A 22470-nucleotide genomic window follows, 5' to 3' on the forward strand; every position below is an offset into this window, starting at 1 on the left:
TCCTGGAGCTATCCCGTGAACGACATGAGCTGGACCCCGCTGGGGCCGCCGCAGCCGCCCCCGCAACCGGTTCCGCCGCCTATGCCGGTGGCGTTTTCAGGGAACCGGAAGGAGTTTTTCCGGCTGGTCGCGCGCGGCGCCGGGCTCGAGCTCGTCACGCTCGGCTTCTACCGGTTCTGGCTCACCACCGACATCCGCCGTCACCTCTGGTCGAACACCCAGATCGACGGCGACGCGCCGGAATATACCGGCCGCGGCAAGGAGCTCCTGATCGGCTTTCTGGTCGCGCTCGCGATCCTGGTGCCGATCTATCTCGGATATTTCCTGATCGGCATCGAGGCCGAGCATCTCAAGGCGTTCGCCTCGCTGCCGCTGGTCGCCTTCTTCTATCTGTTCGGCCAGTTCGCGATCTATCGCGCGCGGCGCTACCGCCTGACCCGCACGGTGTGGCGCGGGGTCCGCTTCTGGATGAGCGGCTCGGGCTGGATCTACGCGCTGAAGGCCTCGCTGTGGGGCGTGCTGGTCGTGATCACGCTCGGCCTCGCGTTGCCATGGCGCGAGGCGGCGCTCGAACGCTACAAGATGCGGCATTCCTATTACGGCGACCTGCAGGGCTCGTTCGAGGGCCGTGGCTGGGAGTTCTTCAAGCGCGGCTGGTGGCTCTGGCTGCTGATGCCGTTCGCGCTCTACAGCACGATCTTCGCCCCGTTCGCCTATGCCGCGTTCAAGGCGATCGAGTGGCGCTGGTGGCTGTCGGGCATCCGCTTCGGCGAGGTCCGGCTGGAATCCACCTTGCGCCGCAGCGCGCTGATCGGCCTGTACTGGAAGGTGATCGGCTGGGTCATGCTGCTCGGCATGGTGTTCGCGGCCTATCTCGTGCTCTGCACCTTCCTGGTCGCCAGCATGGACGGCTCCTCGATCGAGAGCTTCTTCAAGACCGAGGCGTTCGCCAAGAGCATTCCCCTGATCGTGCTGCTCGGCATCGGCTATCTCGCCTTTGCGCTGGCGATGAACGTGGTGATGCGGGTCTATCTGATGCGCGATCTCTGGGTCCGGGTGCTGTCCTCGACCATCGTGCACAACATCGGCGCGGCCGCCGACGTCACCGCGCGCGGCGATCTCGCCAATGCGCTCGGCGAAGGTTTTGCCGACGGCCTCGACGTCGGTGGTTTCTAAAGCATGATCCGGAAAAGTGCGAAGCGGTTTTCCGAGAAGATCATGCTCAAACAAGGAGCTAAAGCGCGATGACGATTCAACCCAATCTCGCCGCGCTTTAGCGACATGGACTCCGGTACCAGCGAGACCAGCTCCGCGGCGACGCCTGCACCGGGCGCCGTCTTCTTCGACGGTGCATCGAACCGCAGGCGCCTCGTCGCGCTCAAACTGTCCGATGCGCTGGAGATCAGGGAAGACGGCGAACTGCGCGCGCGCTGGGCGTTTGCCGACATCCGCCGCGCCGACAGCCCGTCCGGCCTGCTGCGGCTGAGCTGTCTGACCGCGCCGGCTCTGGCGCGGCTCGAAATCCGCGACGCACAGCTGATGGCGGCGCTTGTCGCGCGCTGCGACAGGCTCGAGCAGGATCTGCCGAACCGCAAGGGCGTCGCCGGCATCGTCGGCTGGTCGCTCGCGGCCGCGGTGTCGATCGTGCTGGTGGTGCTGTTCGGCGTGCCGCTCGCCGCCGAGCGGCTGACGCCGCTGGTGCCGGATTCCTTCGAGCGGCGTCTCGGCGACGTCGCGGAAGCGCAGGTCAAGGTGGTGTTCGGCGGCAAGCCGTGCAGCAACGCGGCAGGACAAGCGGCATTCGAGAAGCTGGTCGGCAAGCTGCGGGAATCCGCGGGCCTCGACAATTCGGTGCAGTCGGGCGTGCTGGCGACCTCGGTGCCGAACGCCTTCGCGCTGCCGGGCGGCAAGGTCTATCTGTTCGAGGGGCTGCTGGAGAAGGCGGAAAACCCCGACGAGATCGCCGGCGTCCTGGCGCATGAGCTCGGCCATCTCCGCCATCGCGACAGCATGCGCGAGCTGATCCACAATGGCGGCACCTCGTTCCTGATCGGGCTGCTGTTCGGCGACATCACCGGGTCCGGCGCGCTGGTCTTCGCCTCGCGCTCGCTGGTGACGTCATCCTATTCGCGCGACGCCGAGACCAATGCCGACGCCTTTGCGATCGAGACCATGCACAAGCTCGGCCGTCCGGCGAAGCCGATGGGTGAACTGATGTTCCGCGTCACCGGCAAGGAAGGCGGCAAGGGGCTCTCGCTCGTCGCCAGCCATCCGCTGACCGAGGATCGCCTCGCGCGCATGGACAAGGCCGATGCCGCCAGCCCGGCCAACGGCCAGCCGCTGCTGTCGCCGGCCGAATGGCAGGCGCTGAAGGGCATCTGCGGATCGGGCAAGGGCAAGGTGTGAAGCAGGGGATTTCGACTGGAGCAGTCCCATGCCACGTGACGACAGATACTGGTTTCCCGCCAAGCGCTACGGCTGGGGCTGGGGACCGCCGAACAACTGGCAAGGCTGGTCGGTTGTCGCCGGGTTTGCCGCCCTGATCGCGGTCGGCGCCGCGACGATCCTGCCGCACTCCCACCCCGGCTTCATTGCCTATGTCGCCGCGCTGTGCGTCCTGCTCATCGGCGTGTGCTGGTGGAAGGGCGAGCCGCCGCGCTGGCGCTGGGGCGGCGATTAGGCATCTTCGGAAAAGTGCGAAGCAAGTAGCCCGCATGAGCGCAGCGATATGCGGGGCAGCCGCACCCCGGATATCGCTTCGCTCATCCGGGCTACAACCTTGCTGGCCGACGGCCAGTCGCGCGCCTACTTCACCAGCCTGAACTTGCCGCCCTCGACCTTGATCAGGAACGCCGACCGTTCGTCATAGCCATTGTGGTCGGTCGGGCTCATCGTCGAGAGGCCGTTGTTCAGATAGACGTCCTTGCCGCGCTCGAGCTCGTCGCGCAGCGCGGCGCGGAATTCCGGCGTGCCGGGCTTTGCCGTCTTCAGCGCGCTGGCCGCCGCCCGCTTGAACAGCGTGACGGCGTCCCACAGATGCGCGCCGAAGATGTTCGGCTTTTGCCCGTTGACCTTCTCGTAGGACGACACGAACTCGTCGCGCGCCTGGCGGAACGGATCGTTGGCCGGCAGATCGTCGGCGATCGTGAAGGCCTCGCCGGTGAACACAGCGCCCTCGACATTGGCGCCGCCGAGCTTGATGAATTCCTCCGACGCAACGCCGTGGGTCTGGAAGATCTTGCCGGCATAGCCGCGGCTGCGCAGCGCCTCCTGCGGCAGCACCGCCGGCGTGCCCGCGGACGCGATGAACACCGCCTCCGGGTTGGTCGCGATCACCTTCAGCGCCTGGCCCATCGCGCTGGTGTCGGCGCGCGCATAGACCTCATGCGTCGTGACGGTGAGGCCGAGCGTGGGCGCCAGCCGTGACACCTCATTGTAGTAACCTTCGCCATAGCCGTCGGACACGCCGATATAGCCGAGCGTCTTGATGCCGGATTTCGCGATGTATTTCAGGATCGCCGCCGCCATCAGATCGTCATTGGGGACCACCTTGAACGCCCAGCGGCGGCGGTCGTCCATCGGCCGCACGATCGCGGTCGCCGCGGCGAGCGAGATGATCGGCGTCTTGGATTCGAAGGCGACGTCGAGCATCGGCATGGTCACGGGGGTCAGCGAGGAGCCGATCAGGATGTCGACGCCGTCCTGGATCACGAGGCGGCGGGCATTCTGCGTGCCCTTGGTCGGATCGGACTCGTCGTCGAGCGCGATATAGACCACCTTCTCGCCGCCGATCTCCTTCGGCAGCGCGGCGATGGTGCGCATCTGCGGCTGGCCGAGCGCCGAGCCGGGCCCGGATGCCGACACCACGACGCCGACCTTGATGTCGGCACGCGCGTCCGGCGCAACCAGCAGCGCGCCTGCGAGTACCCAGAGTCCGGCCATGGCCAGCTTCATTGCAAATCCTCCCAGCAAGTTTTTTCTAGAATGCGCCGCCGATGATAGCCGACCGGCGTCCGGTTCGGCATCTTATTGATTCCACGGGATGGGTCTGTCCCCCTGATTGGGGACATCCGGGCGGCCCCCGGGAAGGGCGCGCGCCTTCAGGGAAGCCGACCGCGTCCCCGCAGATTTCGATCCGCCTGCGGCGCAGCCGTGAACCTCACGTTTACCAATCCCTTAAACGCCGCGGGAACCAGTTTCCCTAATCGGGCGGCAATTTCCTGCTGTTATTGAAGGAGAGGAAAAGGGAGTACGAACCATGTTCAGCATTGTTCGGATCCTCGTCTTGATCGCATCTCGGTATGCGGGATCCGTCGTTGCAGGCGTGCAGGTGGACGGCGCGCGGCCGTCGCAAGCGGTGCACGTCCATGATTGAGCATCATCCGATCGCGCCGGAGCACGCGCGCGCCATCTGCGAAGAGGTTGGCGAGAGACTGCGCTACGTGCTGCGCGACGATTACACCAATCTGCCGCCAAGGCTGCGCGACCTCGTCAACGAACTCGCTCTGCAGGATTGTGAGGCGCCGTCGCTGGTGCCGACAATCGCGGAGATGACGCAGCCGCTGGTCGTCGCAGCCTAGGCTGTCGATCTAGTTGTTGCCGTGGTCTGTCTTGGGCATATCCAACGACGGCAGGAGCGCAGCAAGCAAGACGAGCGCGATCCCCAGATCGATCGAAACGTCAGCGACGTTGAAAATCCAGACAAACCGAAGTTTCGAGGCATCGAACAGGTCGACGACGGCACCCAATCGAAGACGGTCGAGGGCATTTCCGGCGGCTCCGGCGCCGATCAAGGCGAATCCAAAGGCGTTGATGGTCGATGTCGATCGTCGCAGGATGGATCCGAGCAGGGCCGCCGCTGCGGCAAAGCCGACGGACGCGAGCGCCCACCGCGACACCGCACCGTAGTCGGGAATGAGACCAAATGCGTTGCTGCGATTGAACACGAGGGTGAGATCGATGGGGCCGGGCAGCTTGACGGTGGCGCCGGTTTCCAGCGAACGAAGGGCCAAAAGCTTTGTCAGCTGATCCAGCGCCAGCATCGCAAATGCGACACAGAACGCGATGATGTGCGAGCTTCGATATGTTCTCACGAAACAGTTTCTCGCTCCGCTGCCGTCCACGCCATTGGGCGGCCCTCGTGTCGCACCATAGTGTGACGGGCCGTAACGGCCAATATCTCCGACGGGTTCTGGGCAAGCCAAGTCGCTGGCGGACGCTGCTGCGGCGTGCGTGACGTTTGCCTGCGGCCCCAGTTGTCGTCGCCCGTGATTGTGCTCATTTGCCCCCATGTGGCATTAGTGTGGGGCAATGAATGATTTTGTCCAAGCCCTCGATACGGCCGCCAGTCTTGTTGGCCATTTCGATGCCGAGTTACGCGACGTTGTTGTCTTGTCGCTCGGCGTAAGCCTTTCAGCGGCTGCCATTGCATTTGCAATCGGCGCCCCCTTCGGCACGTTGCTAGCCATCTTTCGCGTTCCCGGCAAAGGAGCGATTATCGTCACTGCCAACGCCCTCCTTGGCCTGCCCCCGGTCGTCGTCGGGCTTTGCGTCTACCTTCTCCTGTCAAGATCCGGACCGTTGGGCGCCCTTGGGATCTTGTTTACGCCGGCGGCGATGGTGATCGCGCAGACCATTCTCGGCATCCCGATCGTTGTCGCGCTGGTGCACCGTATGATGGTGGACCTCTGGTCCACCTATGGCGACGCATTGTTGGTTGATGGTGCTTCACGTATGCGGGCCGCGGTCTCGCTGATGAATATCGGACGCGAAGGATTGATTACGGCGTTTCTTGCCGCGTTTGGCCGGGCGATAGCGGAGGTCGGAGCGATCATCATCGTCGGCGGCAATATTGGAGGCTACACCCGAACCATGACTACCGCTATCGCGCTGGAGACGAGCAAGGGCGATTTGAGCTTCGCACTGGCGCTCGGCATAATTCTCATAGCCCTTTCGATGGCGGTGAGCGCGTCGAGTTTCCTCTTCGGGCGCGTATTGATAGGTCGCTAAGACGTGGGACGATCTCAAGGGAGCCACTGCATGCACCGCCGATTCGCCGCGCTTTCCATCTTTGCCGCTGCCTTGTTGGCCATTCTGTGCGCTGCCGCCTCGGCACAGGACCAGACGATCATTGTTGCCTCCACGACCTCGACCCAGGATTCGGGACTGTTCGGCTACCTGTTGCCGATCGTCAAGGAAAGGACTGGTGTTGAGGTGAAGGTGCTCGCGCAGGGGACGGGGCAGGCACTCGACACGGCACGCCGCGGCGATGCCGACGTCGTTCTCGTTCACGCCAGGTCGGCCGAGGAAAAATTCCTTGCGGAAGGGTTCGGCGTGAAGCGCTATCCGGTGATGTACAATGATTTCATCGTCGTTGGGCCAAAGGACGATCCCGCAGGTATCAAGGGCCTCGATGTCGCGGCCGCGCTCCGAAAGATTGACGCGAAGGCGGCGCCGTTCATTTCTCGCGGGGACCGGTCTGGCACACATATCGCCGAACTCGCGCTCTGGAAGGATGCAGGCATCGATCTCACGAAGGGCCGCGGCACTTGGTACAAGGAAATAGGACAGGGGATGGGCGCCGCACTCAACATGGCTTCGGCGACCGGGGCCTATGTCCTCTCAGACCGCGGCACGTGGCTGGCATTCAAGAATCGCGGCGATCTCGCGATACTCGTCGAGGGCGACAGGCGCCTCTTCAACCAATATGGGGTGATGCTGGTCAATCCGGCACGACACCCAACGGTCAAGAAGGAAGCCGCCCAGCGCTTCATCGATTGGCTGATTTCGTCAGAGGGGCAGAACGCAATCGCCGGTTACAAAATCGACGGCCAGCAGCTCTTCTACCCCAATGCCAACGATCCCAATGCTTAGGGCGGCCCGGTCGCCGTCCGTAAGCCAGCGTCGGGCCTCGCGGACCGTGGGGTCAGCTCCGCGCGGACGCTGAAAAGCCAACTGCCCCTGAGCGGCTTACACGTTCTTCGCGACCTTCCGCGTCCGGGTCGGTCCGGCGCCGGCGATCGCCGGCTTGATATTCCACACCGCGCGCACGGCCGCGAAGGCGTGGGCGATCACCGGCTCCTGGCGGCGGGCGGCAAGGCAGGCGAAAGAGAGGTCGCAGGTGAGCTTCACCCTGTCGGAGACCACGAACTGATGCGGGCGCGCCATCCGTGGCGCCAGCACGCTGTCGCGCGCGAGGCTGAGGCAGAGCCCGGATTCGACGAAGTCGATCATCGCCTCTTCCTGATCGGTGTAGCCGACGCGTTTTGGCAAGGCGCCGAGCGGACGGAAGATGTCGTCGAGCAGCCGGCGGTGGCCGGAATGCGGCGGAGTTGCAAGCCAGGGCAGCTCGGCAAGCTCCGCCCAGTCCTTGCCGATCACCCGGTCCCGCCAGCCGATCGGCGCGATCACGCGGTAGTGGTAGCTGAGCAGCGGCGCCAGCTGGTAGCGGCCGTCGGCGATGGTCCGCTCGGTGAAGCTGTGATGGACCAGCTGCTCCGGCGGCGTGGCGTCGACGTAGTAGCCGACGTCGAGCTCGCCCCGGCCGACCTGCGCCAGCACGTCGTCGCTGACGCCATGGCGCAGAAACACTTCGGTGCGCTGCGAGGACATCGCAAGGCTGCGCACGAACGGCCCGAGCCGGGTGAATTCGGGGTCGAGGATGGTGCCGACGCGCAGCGTGCCGCGCTGCGCCTCGTTCAGCGAGTCCGCCATCGCCTTGAAGTCGGATGCCGCGGCCACCGCCCGGTGCGCCAGCGGCAGCAGCGCGGCGCCGGCCTCGGTCAGCGTGAAGCCGCTGGGTGTGCGGTTGAACAGCTGCAGCCCGGTGCTTTCCTCCAGCGCCTTGAGTTGCAGGCTGACCGCCGGCTGGGTCAGTTTCAGCATCGCTGCAGCGCGCGATACAGTGCCCTCACGGGCAACCGTGATGAAGCAACGCAAGGCCTGGGTACGGGGAAGCTCGGTCATTGTGTGAGCTTATAGCACAGTTTTTTTGCCGTGCATCCGACCTTGTCGCGTGGTTATAATACAACCAATGCGAGAAATCAGGATGGCCGCCACGCAACCATGCCTTCGGTCCGCGCGCGCACCTCCGGCGAGGCAAGGCAGGTCGCGACCGCTTCATAGCCGGGCGCACCGGGCACGGGCGTGACGCAGATCGGCCGGCTGTGATTGGCGGGGCACAGGATGATCGCTTCATCGTCGCCGACCGCGTCGAGGTCCAGGATCGCGCTGGAGCGCGTGAGGAAGAACAGCGGCCGCGCCTCGGGCCCGCGGCGGCGCAGATGCGCGATCACGGCTTCCTGGCTGGCCGCATCGAGCCCTTGCTCGAGCATGTCGATCACCAGGATCGCGTTGCCGTCGGCCTCGAGAGCGGCGAGCAGGGTGGTCAGTGCGGCTGAGTCCACCGCGCCGTCGGCGAGCAGGGCGGCAAGGTTCGCCTCGACCCTTGCCTTGTGCGCCGGGTCGGCATCGAGCTGCGCACGAACGGCCGCGCCGCCGTCGGCGGTGCGGTCCAGCCCCACGAAGCTGGCGTCGGGCAGCACTTCGGCGAGCCGCTGTGCGAGGCGCGTCTTGCCGCTGCCGAGCGGGCCGACGATGTAGTTCAGCAGCTTGATGTCACGCAGTTCGAAGCGCTCGCCGCCCCACGGCCACGGCAGATCGAATGCGACGCCGATCGCAGGTCGTGTCCTGACCGCACCGATGAGATCGCACGTCGCGGGCATCTTGCCGCGGCCGAGGTCGGCGCGCAGCCGGCGCACCCTGGCGATGCTGTCGCCGCTTTGGCGGATGCTCGCTTCGAGCGTGGCCTCGTGCGCGGCCAGCACGCGATCGAGGATGACGGCGTCGCCGCTCAGGATCCGCGCCACTTCATTGATGCTGAGGCCGAGCGCGCGCAGCGCGACGATTTCGGCGCCGCGCGCCATCTCGGCCGCACCATAGGCGCGCCATCCCGCCGGCGTGCGGCCGGGTGCGATCAGGCCGCGCTCCTCATAGAGGCGCAGCGCTTTCGCCGAGATCCCGAGCTGCCTTGCAGCTTCGGACGGACTGAGGAAACGGGCAGCAGGAGCATTCATCGAATCACCTCGCGTCGTCTGACCGCGCTTCTATGGAGGCGGCCGCAGGGGCAAGGTCAAGTGGGGAGTGGCAACCCGTCCGCCGGTGGCTCCCTCACTCGCGCAACACACTCATCGTCGTCCCTGCGAAAGCAGGGACCCATAACCACCGAAGTTCATTGTTGTGCGACGCTGGAACGACGAGTCCTATCCACAACATCTGCTGCGGAGTATGGGTCCCTGCTCCCGTGCGCAATTGCGCACTAGGCAGGGACGACAGTGGAGTGTGTGACGGGACGCTGCGTTCCCTAACTCGCAGATGCCCTCACTCCAGATGATTCACCTTCGCCACCCAGGCGCGGACGTCGGTGAGGACTGCGGGCAGCGCGGCCTTGACCTCCTGCACGTTCATGCCGGGCTTGATGCGGGGGTCGTAGAGAAGGTTGAGCAGGTATTGGTCGTAGACGTCGAAAAAGCCCATCGAGACGCTGTCGTTGAACATCGTCCACGGTACGGTCGCGGTGTCGTTGATCGGGCCGAGCGACTGCAACAGCTCCTCATAGGCGCAGTCGAGGAAAACGAAATCGCCATTGTCGACGGTGAGGATGACGTCGGAATGCTCGATCTCGTAATTCTCGTTCTTGCGGAAGCCCGACAGGCATTGCGGGTCGAGCGAGGCGCGGATCTCCTTGGCGCGCTCCTGGCCGTAGAAGGTCGCGATCGTGCGGTAGAGTTCGCGGTCGCGCACCAGCTTGACCACGACATTGGCCGCGTCGTTGTCATCGGTCATCGCGATGTCGAGATGCTGCACCTTGGCTCGGATGTCGGCGATGACCTTGGCGAGCTGGGCCTTGCGGTCGGCACGGTTGCCGTCGGCGAACACGCGCACCGGTCTGTCGTATTTGCGGATGCGGTCGACCCGACCGGCGAGATGATATTCGGCGCCGAACGCGGTTTTAAGAAAGCCCTCGACGATCTCGGCGTCGGTGAAGACCTTCTTCTCGTTGCGCTGGCGCGAGGTGATGGCCGGAATCTCTGCGCCCGTCGCCGGTACGATGGCGTCGGTGAGCGAAGTGGCGAGCGCCGCGGCGAGCAGCAGCAGGATCGGTGAGCAATGTTGGCGCATTCGAACCACGCTGCCGCAATGCGCGCGGCAGCGCAAGGCGCGATCAACGATCTTGCCGGATGGAAGCGCCTGGTTCCGTCGAAATCGACGCGATCAGTTCTTCACCACGACGGTGGCGCCGACCGAGACGCGATCATAGAGGTCCTTGACGTCCTCATTGGTCATGCGGAAGCAGCCCGACGAGACCGCCTGGCCGATCGTCTCGGGCTCGTTCGAGCCGTGAATGCGGTACAGCGTCGAGCCGAGATACATCGCGCGCGCGCCGAGCGGGTTCTCGATGCCGCCGGCCATGTGGCGCGGCAGATCGGGGCGGCGGCGCAGCATGTCAGAGGGCGGCGTCCACGACGGCCATTCCTTCTTCGCGGAGATGCGGTGCACACCGCCCCAGCGGAAGCCGTCGCGGCCGACACCGATGCCGTAGCGCAGCGCCTGGCCGTTCGCCAGCACCAGATAGAGCCGGCGCTCGGCGGTGTTCACGACGATGGTGCCGGGGGCGTAGTTGGTCGGGTACTCGACGGTGGTGCGCGGGATCGGGCTCGCGCCGCCACCGCCGAAGAAGCTCGGGGCTTCGGACTGGTAGCCACGGGAGTCGAAGAACTGGGCCTGGGCCTGGCCGGCACCTGCCAGGATCGTGAGCGCGGCAAAAATCACGGCAATCGGGCGCATCGTCATCGTCCTCGCGAACAATCAAATATGCAGCCAAAAAGGCCACAATCGCCGGCCTTTCGCAAGCGACGAAGCTGTGACTTCAGGCACTTTCGGACAACACGGTTTAAAAAGGCAACAGACCACAGGCGATACCAGCATTGCCCCGCCAAACCTTTGACGAAGCGGACGAAGAATGGTTGATCTGGAGCGTTTTCAAGCGAAGTGGGGTACCGGTTCGCGTCAAGAAAACGCGACCAAACAAAAGGATGAGAGCATGATCCGATTCAATCGGATCGGATCATGCTCTCAGCGACCTCAAGAACATCTCGAAACGGGAGCGTGAGCATGAACGGTGCGGAAAGTCTGGTGCGGACGTTGGTCGCGGGCGGCGTGGACGTCTGCTTTACCAATCCGGGCACCTCGGAGATGCATTTCGTCGCAGCACTGGACAAGGTCCCCGGCATGCGCTGCGTGCTCGGCCTGTTCGAAGGTGTGGTCACGGGTGCTGCCGACGGTTATTTCCGCATGAAGGGAACGCCGGCCTCGACGCTGCTGCATCTCGGGCCCGGCCTTGCCAACGGCCTCGCCAATCTGCACAACGCCAAGAAGGCGCATTCCGGCATCGTCAACATCGTCGGCCAGCACGCCACCTATCACATCGAATACAACGCACCGCTGACGTCCGACATCGAAGGCCTGGCACGGCCGATGTCGGCCTGGGTGCGCACCTCGCCGGACGCCAAGTCGGTCGCCCGTGATGGCGCCGCCGCGATCGCCGCCGCCAGCGGCGCACCGCCGCAGGTTGCGACCTTGATTCTGCCTGCCGACACCGCGTGGAACGAGGCCGACGGGGTGGCCCAGGTGCCTGTGGAATCGCAGCGCCGGAACTATTCGCCACAGGCCGTCGAGAGCGCCGCCAAGGTGCTGCGGAGCGGTGAACCGACATTGCTGCTGATGACCGGCAGCGCGGTGACAGAGCCGGGCCTGGCGCTGGCGGCGCAGATCGCTGGCAAGACCGGCTGCAAGGTCATGGGTCCGCTGGCGAGCCCGCGGATGGCGCGCGGACGCGGGCGGTTTTCGATCGAGCGGGTGCCTTACGTGGTCGAGCTGGCGCTCGCGGCGCTGAAGGGCTTTCGGCACATCGTTCTCGTCGAAGCCAACGAGCCTGTCGCGTTCTTCGCCTATCCGAACAAGCCGAGCCTGCTGAAGCCGGAGGGATGCGAGGTGCATCGCATGACCGCGAGCGGGGAGAATTCGGTGGCGGCGCTGCAGGCACTGGCCTCGGCGGTTGGCGCCAAGCCGGCCGATGTGAAGCCGCAGGCGACCGTCGAACTGGCGAAGCCGACCGGCGCCTTGAACCACGCGTCGATCGCGCAGGCGATCGCGGCTGCAGTTCCTGACAACGCCATCCTGGTCGACGAATCCATCACGACCGGGCGCGGTTTCTTTCCGCTGACGGCGAGCGCCGCTCCGCACGACTGGATTCAGAACCTCGGCGGCTCGATCGGCTATTCGACGCCGGTTGCGACCGGCGCCGCGATCGCCTGTCCGGACCGCAAGGTGATCTGCATGGTCGGCGACGGCAGCGCGATGTACACGATCCAGTCGCTGTGGACCCAGGCGCGTGAAGGGCTCAACGTCGTGACCATCGTGTTTGCCAACCGCATCTACCAGATCCTGCGTGGCGAGTTCGACGGCGTCGGCGCCGGCGAGCCGGGCGAGCGGGCGCAGGACATGCTGAAGATTGATCGGCCGACGCTCGATTTCGTCGCGCTCGCGAAGGGCATGGGCGTGCCGGCGGTGGCGGTGACATCAGCGGATGAGCTCAACAAGGCGCTGGCGAATGCCGTCGCCGAGCCGGGCCCGCGGCTGATCGAAGTGCAGATGTAACAGCATGATTTGAAAAGGCCGCGGCGGCGGCCGAGCATGATCCGGACCGGAACGGCCGCGTTAGCGCAAAGTGCGAAGCGGTTTTCCGAAAAGATCATGCTCAGACAAAAAGCTAAAGCGCGATGATGGATCAACCTGATCTCATCGCGCTTTAGTCCAGTCGGAGGCGCCAATGCAGACCGAGCTGAACAAGGTGATCGCCGCCGTGCAGGAGTTTTATGCGCAGGAGACCTTCCTGCTGGAGCGCGATCTCGGCGAGCGAACGCTTACTCACCGGCTGGCGGTCTATGTCGAGCGGCAGTTTCCCGGCTGGCAGGTCGACTGCAACTATGATCGGCTCGGCGAGCGCACGCTGCGGCTGCCGCGCGGCTCGGGGAGCTCGACCGATGACCATCTCGGCAAGTCGATCTATCCCGATATCGTCGTGCATCAGCGCGACATCCCGAACAATCTGCTGGCCATCGAGCTGCGCAAGGACAGCAACCACCAGCCGCTCGAGCACGATCAGCGCAAGCTGCAGGCGCTGACCGATCCGAATGTCTGGTTTGCCTATGCAATGGGCGTTTTGGTGATCGTCGGACAGCACGGCGTGAGCCATTCCGAAGTCTATGCCGGCGGCGCCATCGACAGCGCCACGTCGCGCCGGTTTGCGGCGCGTATACGAGAGAGCGGGCTCGCGGGCAGGGGCGACGATGGTGCTCAGCATTAAGTCTATCGATGAATCCTTCTATGCATCGCAGTGATAGCCCGTTTGGATCATGCAATGCCGCGGCGCGCACGGCAGAACAGAAGGCGCGGGAGGTGGAGCAATTCCTGGAGCTGGTGGTCAATTTTCATAACGATCCGATGGCGGTGCGGATTATCGGCTCTGCGCCTCTTTCGCTCCCTCTCCCGCACTTGAATTCTCTGGTCCAATTCTCGCTGCCCGAACACTCACTGCCCCGAGCGGCCGGCGCATTTGATCGCGACGCGACGGGCGAGGCTGCATCCGCACCGAGACAGCAAGCAAAAAGGCCGCCTTCGGGCGGCCTTTTCCGTGATCGCCAGATTCGTGATCGGCTACCGCGATTGTTTCTGTCTATTGCTTGGCCGCATCGTCGCCGGTCGTGGCGGCGCCAGCCTTGGTGCCTCCCTTGGCGCTCGATTTCTTTGCGGACTTCTTGGCTTTCTTCTTCGGCGCCATTTTGGTCGCCTCGCCCTTGGTCGCCGTGTCACCGCTTTGCGCTGCGGGGGCCGGGCCGCTGCCGGCCTTGTCCTGCGCAAGCGCGGTGGACGAGACGAAGGCAAGCGCCGTGGCGGCGAGGATTAGTGTTCGCATCGGATGGTTCTCCCAAGTTGGTTTCCGGCGCCCCTCAACGGGACAGAATGTCGCAGGTTCCGCGACCCCGATCAGCAGTCCGTGAGCTGTGCGTGAACGGCGCGGCCACTGCGAGATGGGCGGAACCGGCAACCGCGAGCCGCGTTATGCCGCTAGGCAGGAGTTCCGAGGAGAGACGCCATGCGCTGGCGGTCAATGACGGAAACCACCAATACGGTGCTCGACACCGCCCCCGAGGATACCTTCTACACGGTGGGCTGGACCATCAGCGGGCTGGCGACACTGGCCACCATCGTCGCGGTCTGGATGTTCGGGATCTGAGGGCGAACGATCCGTGCAGGCGACCGGCTTGCCGCCGCGGGCGGGCGGTCGCGGCGTGCGCCGGCCGGCTATTTCCGCAAAATGCCCAGCGCTTCCCGGTAGAGCTGCGAGAAACCGAGCAAGAGCGCGCTCGACAGCAGGAACGTCGCGATGCTGTCATAGTCGTCGGCCGTCGGCCAGGCGAACTCGAAATAGGGGGGCATGAACACCCACCACACGATCGGCACCGTGATGATGGTGGCGAAGGCGCCGGCCGGCGCGCCGCCCATCAGCCCGGCGATCAGGATCGCGGGCACGAAGGCCGCGAAATAGAACTGCATGCCGAAGCTTGCGAACATCTCCTGCGTCGCGGTGGCGAGCACCACGGCCAGCAGGGCGACGACGAACGTCGACAATGACCAAGGCCGCAGCTTCAGAATGTAGTCGTTGCCCTTGCGCATCGAGACGTCCCGGCCTCCGCGAGTTCCGGGAAGGTAGCCGAGGAGGCCTGCAAACAAAACCCCGTACGACTCCGAGGGTCTGCGTTGTGCTCGGCACAGTGAAAAGGAACCGTCCCGGTCAAGCCGCTGCCGCATTGTCGCGCTTATTGCATTGCGGCAGGGTGATGGTGGGACGACACAATGCTGGAATTGCTGATTGTCGTGCTGGTCACCGGGATCGGCTTCGTATCGGGGTACGGCGTACGCGCGCTGATCTCCCGCCGCCGGCGGCGGTCTCCGCCGCGCGTTCACACACCCGACGTCCGCGCCTCACGGGGCCGGTACGGCGATGACGCCAACGCCGACGCGCTGCTTGCCGCCAATGACGATATTTCCGCGCACCGCCGGCGTTGGGTGCCCCGCACGCCATCGGCCGATCACACGACTCCGCCCGAGGAACTCGACGGCGCCGTTCGCGACCTGCTCGGCGAACTCGGCCGGCGCAACATCAAGCCGTCATCCGCGCCGCACCGCCGGCGGCAGTAAGCCGTCGCTATCGTATCGGCTACTTTGCATGGGGTTGTTTTCGACATTTTTGATGAGGCGCGGTCCCGAAGGGCTGCAGAATGTCGACAATCGTCCGCAACCGGCGGTTCAGGAAGGGGAATGGTGGACGCACAAGGGATCGAACCTTGGACCTCTCCCGTGTGAACCACAATCCGTAGATCTATGCAGACCACGCGCGGCCATAGTTTTGTCGAGATAACTCATTTTAGTACAGTGGCTTATGGTCATTTGGCCTCAGTAGCCCATAAGCGGCCCAACTGCATTTTGTGTGCCCCTGTTGTGCCCGCGGCGGATTTTCCCCTGGGGCACAGAATGTCGGGAAGGTCTGAGAGCTGGTTCTGCGCGGGGTTGATCGTCCTCTCGTGGGGCACACCTGGGGCACACCGGAGGAAGGAATCGTGACCGCGCCGACGAACCAGCTGACGCTCACCGATGCGGTGATCCGCAACGCTACGCTGCCGCCCGGCAAGGCGCAGCATTATCTCCACGACGACAAGCTGCCCGGCCTTGCCCTGCGTATGCGCGCCACCGGTGGTCGAACCTGGGTTTACCTCTTCACCAAACCGGGGGTGAGGGGAACCCAGCGCAAGACCCTGGGCCGTGGCCCAAGTATAATGAGAAGGCCGCGCGCAAGGCCGCGACCATCGCCGCAGGCGAGGTCATCAAGGGCATGGACCCCAACGATGCCAAACGCGAGGTGAGGCGGCGGCAGGCAACCGAAAAGCAGCGCACCACACTGGCGGACCTCATCGTCGAAGATGGTCCCTACCAGACGTCCTTGACCGGACGTCAGGTCGTCAACTGGAAGCCAGCAATGTCGGCGTTGCGGCGCGGGCTCAAGGAGCACGCGGAGAGCGGCATTGGGGACCTGACGCGGCGGCAAATCATGGCGGCGGTCGACCGGGTCGCCAAGACCGGCAAGCGTGGCGCAGCCAAGGACCTGCGCAAGCACACCCACACGTTCCTCGAATGGTGCGTTGGGGAAGGTTACGTCGGCCACAATGTGCTGGCTGGCTATCGCGAACCCAAGGAAACCCGTGCCCAGAGGGTGGGGCGCCGAACAAAGGGCCGTGCACTGAACGATGAAGAGATCATCAAGGTCTGGCATGCATCAGGCAAGCTCGGCGCCTTTGGGCACTTGACGAGGATGTGCCTACTCGGTGGCCCGCGCCGGAGCGAGCCAACCATGATCGAGTGGCAAAAGCACATCATGGATGATCGCGTCACTTTCGATGCGGCGTGGACCAAGATGGGCTTGCACCACGATGTACCGCGCACTCACCTCCTTGACGAGGTACTCGCGGCCGCGAAGCATTTCCGGCGCGCCACATCCGACTATGTCTTCCCGTCACCGAAAACTGGTGGACAGATGTCGGGCTTTACCAAGATGGTCAACCGGTTAGTCGAGGAAGCAGGTGTCGCCAAGTTCACCATGCATGATTTGAGGCGCAGTCTGCGTACCATCATGTCACGTTGTGGCTACGACAACGAAATTCAGCGGCTATGTGTCGGGCAAAAGCCAAGCGGAATCGATCAGGTCTACAATCACGACGAACAGTGGATCATCCGCAAGATGGCATTCGAAGCAGCTCACGACTACATCGCGGAACTGGTCGGTGCGATGCGGGTCGGTAAGGTCGTGCGCTTACAGCGGACGAATCCGCTCGACCCGATCAAGGCCGAGCTGCTGGGTCGTCTCCGCGAGCATTATGCGGCTGGGACGGTCTAGCGGCCTTTTCGCATTTGGCCAGGTACTCCCGCACGGCGTCAACACGATAGAGCGGGCGCCTGTCAACGTATCGCCATTTCAGAGGGTGGTTCGGATCGCGTCGCCACTGCTCCAGCGCTCCGGGCGTTCGCCGGATGATCGCGGCCGCCTCCAATGCCGTCAAATTAGAGCTGCCCGGCAGCGTATCGATGTCGAATGTCGCGGGCGGCGGCATACCACGGTGCTTACGACGGCGATCCGTGGCACGCACCGTTTGCTTATTACCTGGGGACGCAGATACCTCAATCCGAGTCTTTTCGTCCTCGCTGCTCATGCCTCCGCCTCGAACGATGATCGGTCTAGGGAATAGGACCGTAGCCTTCGCCATCAAGAAAGGAGTCTGGAGCGCGGGTGTGGCTGCTGGGTAGCTGTGGCGTACAAACAGGACGAATCGCATCCGTCTTACCGCAGTTCAGGAGTAGGCAGCGAAGCTGGTGCAGTTTTCCAGTTCGCGATTCGGACGAAGCGCGCTGCGCCTTTTGGTGGTTGGGCTGAATTGTGAATGTCACGAAGTTCAAGTGGGCGGTGTGGGGCGCAAATGCTTTTCGCGAGGCTTGACCGCCCCCACCAGTGCCGCACGCCGCGGCAAGGAACGCAGCAAACTTTCGCTGCCTCTCACGTACCCACCCACTATGCCAAGCACGTTCTTTCGCTCCAGATCGAACAGTCTGCGCCTGCGGTCCGCGCCGCTGGATGGCGTTGGCCCTCTTGCAGCAAGATTCGATCCCTGCGGAGCCAGGGTTCATTCCGATCGCATTTGACACGAACCACTCGCGTTTCGCGTTTTCGGTCAGAAAGAGAAAATTACCGTAAGCGCTGTCGTTTGCGGAGCACGATCTGGCGAGCGCCGCAAAAGCCAAGCACGCTGTCGACGTGGAGTTGAGAAAGGCCCCATAACACCATTTCGAGCGTGAGGCCCAAGTAGTATCCGACGCTCTCTGCGGCACATCGGCAGCGCCACCATACCTGATAGTGGCGAATCGTCGGTCCATCTCAAGGAGGAGTTCGTTAGGCGTTCCAAGCGCCAATCGCTAAGGGCGCGGTGATCGCGACCGTCCTAGCCTTGATGATGTCAGCGATTGCACTATCACTCCAGGAGATGATCACGCATTCTGGCGGTAGGCATTAACTTCGACGCGCTGTTCACATGAGCTAACGGAGCTTACCAATGATGGAAGTGAAAGTTCTTGTGCTCAGGCTACACGCGCTGCACCACAACGGTTGACATGGTTCAGACCGAACCTAACCCGACAAGCTCGGCGTTCCCATTACTATTGAAAAGGTGACCGACTGTTCGGCGATTGCCGGCTAGGGCATCGCGTCCACGCCGGGGATCGCCGCAGACAGCAAAGTGGTGCATACGGGCGGCCTGCCCAAGCCGGACGACCTGACGCGCTTGCTCGCGACTGAGTTGCGATCGCTCGCAGGGTCATCGCGCCATCATGACGCTGAGCGAGGGCAGAGGCTCTCAAGTGTGATACGCAAGTTGGTTCCAAACCATGGGATTTATTCCGCTGGCAATGCTAGCGCCGCACGCGGCGTGGTCAGCCGGTTTGCTTGAGGCACTTCAAGCGGCAGGCGTCGACCGTTGCCTGTTTTGATCGAGCAGAGCGAAGATGCGGTCGGCTGATACTGGCCGACCGATGAGATATCCTTGGACTTCATCACAGCTGGTTTGGCGCAAGTACCCGAGCTGCTCGGTGCTCTCGACGCCTTCCGCGACCACGCCAATGTGCAGATCCTGCGCCAGTGTAATCATCGATTTTACGACAGCCGTGCTATCCGGCCGTGTCAGCATGTCGCGTATAAATGACTGATCGATTTTGATGCGGGTATAAGGCAATTTTAGCAGATAGGTCAGCGACGAAAATCCGGTTCCGAAATCGTCAAGCGCCACCGTCACCCCCAGTTGCAGGAGTGAATTCAGGATCGATGATGCCGGCCCGTACTCTGAAATCAGCATCGACTCCGTTATTTCGATTTCTAGACGGCAAGGGGCAACTCTAGCCTGGGCCAGCGCCTGCACGATTGTTTGCAGGATGCTGGCGTTATGGAATTGAGCTGCAGAAAAATTCACAGCGACCCTGAGATCAGAGGGCCAGTTCGACAGCGTAGAGCAGGCGCGTCGGACTACCCACTCGCCGATCGGGTGGATCAATCCCGTTTCCTCAGCAATCGGAATGAACTCAGCCGGCGAAATGACGCCCCGGACAGGGTGTTTCCAGCGCAGCAAGGCCTCAAAGCCGGTTACGCGGTTCTCGCGAATATCAAAGAATGGTTGGTAGACGAGAAAAAGCTCGTCTCTCCCGATTGCCTCCTCCAGATCCCGTTGCAGCGCCCTGCGATTGCGCGCTGATTTTTCGTCGCTGACCTCAAAGAAGCGAACCGTCCCGGGCCCCGCTTTTTTTGCGCGATAGAGCGCAAGGTCAGCATTTTTCAGAAGCTCATGAGGCGTAGTGCCGTCGCGAGGGGCCAACACGATTCCGACGCTCGTCGCGCCCGCGATCTCGCATCTTTCGATCAGAAATGGCTCGCCGAAAGCGCCGACGAAGCGCTCGGCGATTTCCAACGCGTCTTCTAATTTGGCCAGATTGGTCATGATCAGCGCAAATTCGTCCCCACCGATCCGCGCGATAGTATCGGTCTCACGCGCGCATCGCTGCAGTCTCTCCGCGGCCTGAATGAGAAACTCATCTCCTGCGGGGTGGCCGAATTTGTCGTTCACTTCTTTAAAGCGATCGAGATCAAGGAGAAAAACAGCGAATTCCTCGCCCGAGCGACCGAGCCGGCCGAGGGCAACTTCGAGGCTTTCGTTGAAGGCGAAACGGTTGGGCAGTTGGGTCAGGGGATCCCGCCGGACCCTACGTTCGGCCTCCAATTGAGCAATGGTGCGTCTCGTGAATTCGAAAGAATGGGCGAATACGCCGCGCAGAAGCACGAAGCCATAGGCCACAACAAGAATAGCGACGAGCAGATAGACGAAATCGCCGTTTCTGCCGAGGCAGATTGCCGTACCCACAAAGATCGGAGCCGTGAATGCAACTGCCGCCACCGGAATCGTAGCGAAGGTAAATGCTCCGCCCGCGAGCATGCCGGAGCAAAGACATGTGATCACGAGTTGGCCACCATTCGAGGCGTCGGTGAAGAATGCCACAGGAACGACCGCCCAGGCGGTTCCGAGAGCGAGCGCATTGCGTACCAGCCGATGCATGGCTTGTCGGGAGACGAACTGCGGCTTCGTAATCCGTCGTGATAAACGCGCCTTCAGGCCTATCGATAACGCGCCGCAAACCACGGCAGCTGCCCAAATCAGGGCATAGTTTCTGTTGGGCGAATGCCAGAGGGCAATTGCAAGCACCATCGCATTGCACGCGTTGGCCAGCATGATGCCCAGGGAATAGCCAAGCACGAGGGCGATCTGCTCCGCGCGAATATGCCCTGCGACCGCTTCATCGGTCACCGGGCCGCCGAAAGCCGCCAGATCCCCTGCGAATAGCTTCGAGAGATACGAGCTAAGATATGTCCTCATCTAGGACCCCCGCGGGACTGGCTCTAACGTTGGCGCCAGCGCTGGAGGGTCGCGGCAAACATTTGAGAAAAGATAAATTCTTGAAGTTGGCCACGTCCAGCGCGGCATCGGGTAGCCGAAATTTATCATTATTTAGCGGTGTGGCTAAGGCGGGGCCGAGAGCTGGGCCGAGCGTAGTGTCCTCCGTCACCTGCAAACGCGGGGCACGGTTCTGTACGTTGCGTACTGACCTGTGCCTTTAATCGATCGCCGAAGCTAAGCGGCCAGGGTAGCTTGTGCGCTAACCTGAGACGGTGGGACGGTATGAGATCGACAGTGCTCTACGAAGGTGAGATGCCGCGAACGCATCGCAAGTTGCGGTCGCCTGCGCCCGACGACTTTCTCTATCGATGAGATCCGTAGGATGACGCAGCTCGCGCCGATCGTGGCCACCCGATATCTTGCCGGTTTCCCGCACTATATCGGATATAATGAAGCAATCCCGCTCGCTCGCCGCAAGAAACGCGCGACATAAACGCAATGGCAGGTCAAATGTCGGCAAGGCCAATCGCCTCGGTTGCATCGATGATTCTGCTCCCAGCATCAGAGGGAGAGGCATGCCACCATTTCATCCAGCATGATCTGAACGAACATCGGGGGTTCCCCATTTCTCGCGTCTGCGGCACTTCTCGGTTTCGCCTATTCCGTGGCGCTGCCCTCTTGGAGCAAGAGGGCGGCGCTTCGCTCCTTGAGCGGCTTGGAGGCCGAGAGAGAGGCTTTCGGCCGGCCGTTCTGGAGAAACTGCCATGGCAAAAGCCGTTCAGAAGATCAAGCTATCGCCATCGCGCGACATTCCCTTCAACAAGCTTGTTCTGGCTCAATCCAACGTCCGCCGCACCAAGGCCGGTATCTCGATCGAGGATCTCGCCGAGGACATCGCGCGGCGGTCTCTGCTGCAAAGTCTCAATGTGCGGCCAATCTCCGACGCCGACGGCCAGGAGACCGGCATGTTCGAGGTGCCGGCAGGCGGCAGGCGCTATCGTGCCCTTGAGCTTCTGGTGAAGCAGAAGCGCCTGGCGAAGACCGCCTGTCCCGTGCATCGTCAGCGAGGCCGGTGGCGAAATTTCTGCGGAAGAAGACTCTCTTGCCGAAAATGTGCATCGCGTTGCTCTTCATCCGCTCGACCAGTTTCGGGCATTTCAGACGTTGCGCGAGCAAGGTCGTCCCGAGGAGGATATCGCGGCCATCTTCTTCGTCTCCGTCAACGTGGTGAGGGAAGCAGACCGTGGTCTGTCTCGCCGAAGTAGCAATGTCGCTCGCCTAGATTGAATTATTCCCGGGCCAGCCGCGTGGCTTTGCCAACTTCCTTCGCCGGGGCAATTCGCGCTTCGCTCCGCCGGTACCACTTGTGCGGGGCCGAGTTATTCGCCGTACCCTCGCGCGCAAGCTCGGCCTCGTTCTGTGGAAATTGCCGCAATCGTGAGCTTCAGCGTCGTCGCGGGCAGCGGCGCCTGGCGCGGCCATCTTTTGCTGCTTGCCGCCGCCGCGATGTGGGCGGCCTACACCCTTGCCTTCAGGCGCTCCGGCCTGACTGCGATCGAGGCCGCCGCGCTGATCGCGGTCTGGTCGACTGGGCGCGCCAGCGCTGGTGGAGGTCACCGCGGCGGGCCACGCGCTCGACGTGGTGGTGCAGGCGAGTGTGCAGGGCGTGCTCTCGGGTGTCGTCGCAATCGTCCTCTATCGGTCTTTTTGTTTGGGGGCTCGGCGCCGAGGCGGCACAAAAGACACTAACAGGCTTGCAGCTGCCAACTCGGTAGGGCGTCGCTATACAAAGTTTGCGCCGCAAGATGCA

Annotated in this window: 19 protein-coding genes and 3 pseudogenes; 12 read left to right on the top strand and 10 right to left on the bottom strand. The window is 63.2% G+C overall.

Annotated elements, in window-relative coordinates:
- Positions 1-24 precede the first annotated feature (24 nt).
- The 3 genes from ACVIGB_RS39660 (at position 25) to ACVIGB_RS39670 (ending at position 2680) form a co-directional block, all read left to right on the top strand.
- On the top strand, positions 25-1176 hold the full coding sequence (locus tag ACVIGB_RS39660) for a DUF898 family protein (protein ID WP_092116471.1): 1152 nt from the start codon (positions 25-27) through the stop codon (positions 1174-1176).
- 105 nt (positions 1177-1281) lie between these two features.
- Positions 1282-2406: a M48 family metallopeptidase gene (locus ACVIGB_RS39665; RefSeq protein WP_456718588.1), complete on the top strand. Its 1125-nt coding sequence runs from the start codon at positions 1282-1284 to the stop codon at positions 2404-2406.
- Positions 2407-2434: 28 nt separating this feature from the next.
- Complete coding sequence (locus ACVIGB_RS39670; protein ID WP_456718587.1) at positions 2435-2680, top strand: hypothetical protein; 246 nt, start codon at positions 2435-2437, stop codon at positions 2678-2680.
- A 125-nt stretch (positions 2681-2805) separates the two neighbouring features.
- Here ACVIGB_RS39670 and ACVIGB_RS39675 read toward each other — a convergent pair whose 3' ends face one another.
- The gene (locus ACVIGB_RS39675) at positions 2806-3954 is read right to left on the bottom strand and encodes an ABC transporter substrate-binding protein (protein ID WP_456718586.1); all 1149 of its coding nucleotides are present in this window, start codon (positions 3952-3954) and stop codon (positions 2806-2808) included.
- Between the two features lie 413 nt (positions 3955-4367).
- Between ACVIGB_RS39675 and ACVIGB_RS39680 the strand changes: the two genes are divergently transcribed.
- A complete protein-coding gene (locus ACVIGB_RS39680; RefSeq protein WP_456718585.1) occupies positions 4368-4580 on the top strand; it encodes a hypothetical protein in 213 nt (70 codons plus the stop codon).
- Between the two features lie 9 nt (positions 4581-4589).
- Here ACVIGB_RS39680 and lspA read toward each other — a convergent pair whose 3' ends face one another.
- Positions 4590-5291, bottom strand: a complete 702-nt coding sequence (gene lspA, locus ACVIGB_RS39685) for a signal peptidase II (RefSeq protein WP_456718584.1) — start codon at positions 5289-5291, stop codon at positions 4590-4592.
- Positions 5292-5310: 19 nt separating this feature from the next.
- Between lspA and ACVIGB_RS39690 the strand changes: the two genes are divergently transcribed.
- Together ACVIGB_RS39690 and ACVIGB_RS39695 are read left to right on the top strand one after the other, a co-directional pair.
- Positions 5311-6009, top strand: coding sequence for an ABC transporter permease (locus tag ACVIGB_RS39690; RefSeq protein WP_456718583.1), 699 nt, complete (start codon positions 5311-5313; stop codon positions 6007-6009).
- 30 nt (positions 6010-6039) lie between these two features.
- On the top strand, positions 6040-6873 hold the full coding sequence (locus ACVIGB_RS39695; RefSeq protein WP_456718582.1) for a substrate-binding domain-containing protein: 834 nt from the start codon (positions 6040-6042) through the stop codon (positions 6871-6873).
- Positions 6874-6969: 96 nt separating this feature from the next.
- On the opposite strand, the gene ACVIGB_RS39700 is transcribed toward ACVIGB_RS39695, so the two are convergent.
- The 4 genes from ACVIGB_RS39700 to ACVIGB_RS39715 all read right to left on the bottom strand — a co-directional run bounded on the left by ACVIGB_RS39700 (position 6970) and on the right by ACVIGB_RS39715 (position 10845).
- Positions 6970-7965, bottom strand: a complete 996-nt coding sequence (locus tag ACVIGB_RS39700; RefSeq protein WP_456718581.1) for a LysR family transcriptional regulator — start codon at positions 7963-7965, stop codon at positions 6970-6972.
- A 77-nt stretch (positions 7966-8042) separates the two neighbouring features.
- Positions 8043-9074 carry a MerR family transcriptional regulator gene (locus ACVIGB_RS39705; RefSeq protein WP_456718580.1) on the bottom strand — a complete coding sequence of 344 codons (1032 nt, stop codon included), beginning with the start codon at positions 9072-9074 and terminating at the stop codon, positions 8043-8045.
- Between the two features lie 304 nt (positions 9075-9378).
- Positions 9379-10179, bottom strand: coding sequence for a DUF2927 domain-containing protein (locus ACVIGB_RS39710; protein WP_456718579.1), 801 nt, complete (start codon positions 10177-10179; stop codon positions 9379-9381).
- A 93-nt stretch (positions 10180-10272) separates the two neighbouring features.
- Positions 10273-10845, bottom strand: coding sequence for a L,D-transpeptidase (locus ACVIGB_RS39715; protein ID WP_456718578.1), 573 nt, complete (start codon positions 10843-10845; stop codon positions 10273-10275).
- Positions 10846-11172: 327 nt separating this feature from the next.
- Here ACVIGB_RS39715 and ACVIGB_RS39720 point away from each other — a divergent pair, with 327 nt between their 5' ends.
- Together ACVIGB_RS39720 and ACVIGB_RS39725 are read left to right on the top strand one after the other, a co-directional pair.
- Positions 11173-12717 (top strand): acetolactate synthase large subunit, encoded by a 1545-nt coding sequence (locus tag ACVIGB_RS39720; protein ID WP_456718577.1) that lies wholly within the window; start codon positions 11173-11175, stop codon positions 12715-12717.
- Positions 12718-12889: 172 nt separating this feature from the next.
- Complete coding sequence (locus tag ACVIGB_RS39725) at positions 12890-13426, top strand: hypothetical protein (RefSeq protein WP_456718576.1); 537 nt, start codon at positions 12890-12892, stop codon at positions 13424-13426.
- Between the two features lie 369 nt (positions 13427-13795).
- Here ACVIGB_RS39725 and ACVIGB_RS39730 read toward each other — a convergent pair whose 3' ends face one another.
- Positions 13796-14035 (bottom strand): hypothetical protein, encoded by a 240-nt coding sequence (locus ACVIGB_RS39730; RefSeq protein WP_456718575.1) that lies wholly within the window; start codon positions 14033-14035, stop codon positions 13796-13798.
- A gap of 180 nt (positions 14036-14215) precedes the next feature.
- On the opposite strand from ACVIGB_RS39730, the gene ACVIGB_RS39735 reads away from it, so the two are divergent.
- A complete protein-coding gene (locus ACVIGB_RS39735; protein WP_171947715.1) occupies positions 14216-14356 on the top strand; it encodes a hypothetical protein in 141 nt (46 codons plus the stop codon).
- Between the two features lie 68 nt (positions 14357-14424).
- On the opposite strand, the gene ACVIGB_RS39740 is transcribed toward ACVIGB_RS39735, so the two are convergent.
- Entirely contained in the window at positions 14425-14796 is a 372-nt protein-coding gene (locus ACVIGB_RS39740; RefSeq protein WP_456718574.1) for a DUF4118 domain-containing protein, read from the bottom strand.
- Positions 14797-14976: 180 nt separating this feature from the next.
- On the opposite strand from ACVIGB_RS39740, the gene ACVIGB_RS39745 reads away from it, so the two are divergent.
- The gene (locus ACVIGB_RS39745) at positions 14977-15321 is read left to right on the top strand and encodes a hypothetical protein (protein WP_456718573.1); all 345 of its coding nucleotides are present in this window, start codon (positions 14977-14979) and stop codon (positions 15319-15321) included.
- A 419-nt stretch (positions 15322-15740) separates the two neighbouring features.
- Positions 15741-17071 (top strand): annotated as a pseudogene (locus tag ACVIGB_RS39750) (tyrosine-type recombinase/integrase).
- Between the two features lie 843 nt (positions 17072-17914).
- Here the strand turns inward: ACVIGB_RS39750 and fixK are convergent.
- Together fixK and ACVIGB_RS39760 are read right to left on the bottom strand one after the other, a co-directional pair.
- A pseudogene (fixK, locus tag ACVIGB_RS39755) lies at positions 17915-18111 on the bottom strand (nitrogen fixation protein FixK); the annotation flags it as partial.
- Positions 18112-18677: 566 nt separating this feature from the next.
- Entirely contained in the window at positions 18678-20639 is a 1962-nt protein-coding gene (locus ACVIGB_RS39760) for a putative bifunctional diguanylate cyclase/phosphodiesterase (RefSeq protein ID WP_456718572.1), read from the bottom strand.
- A 785-nt stretch (positions 20640-21424) separates the two neighbouring features.
- Here ACVIGB_RS39760 and ACVIGB_RS39765 point away from each other — a divergent pair.
- Positions 21425-21896, top strand: a pseudogene (locus ACVIGB_RS39765) (ParB/RepB/Spo0J family partition protein); the annotation flags it as partial.
- Between the last annotated feature and the right edge of the window lie 574 nt (positions 21897-22470).

The sequence above is a fragment of the Bradyrhizobium sp. USDA 4341 genome, from assembly GCF_054063755.1.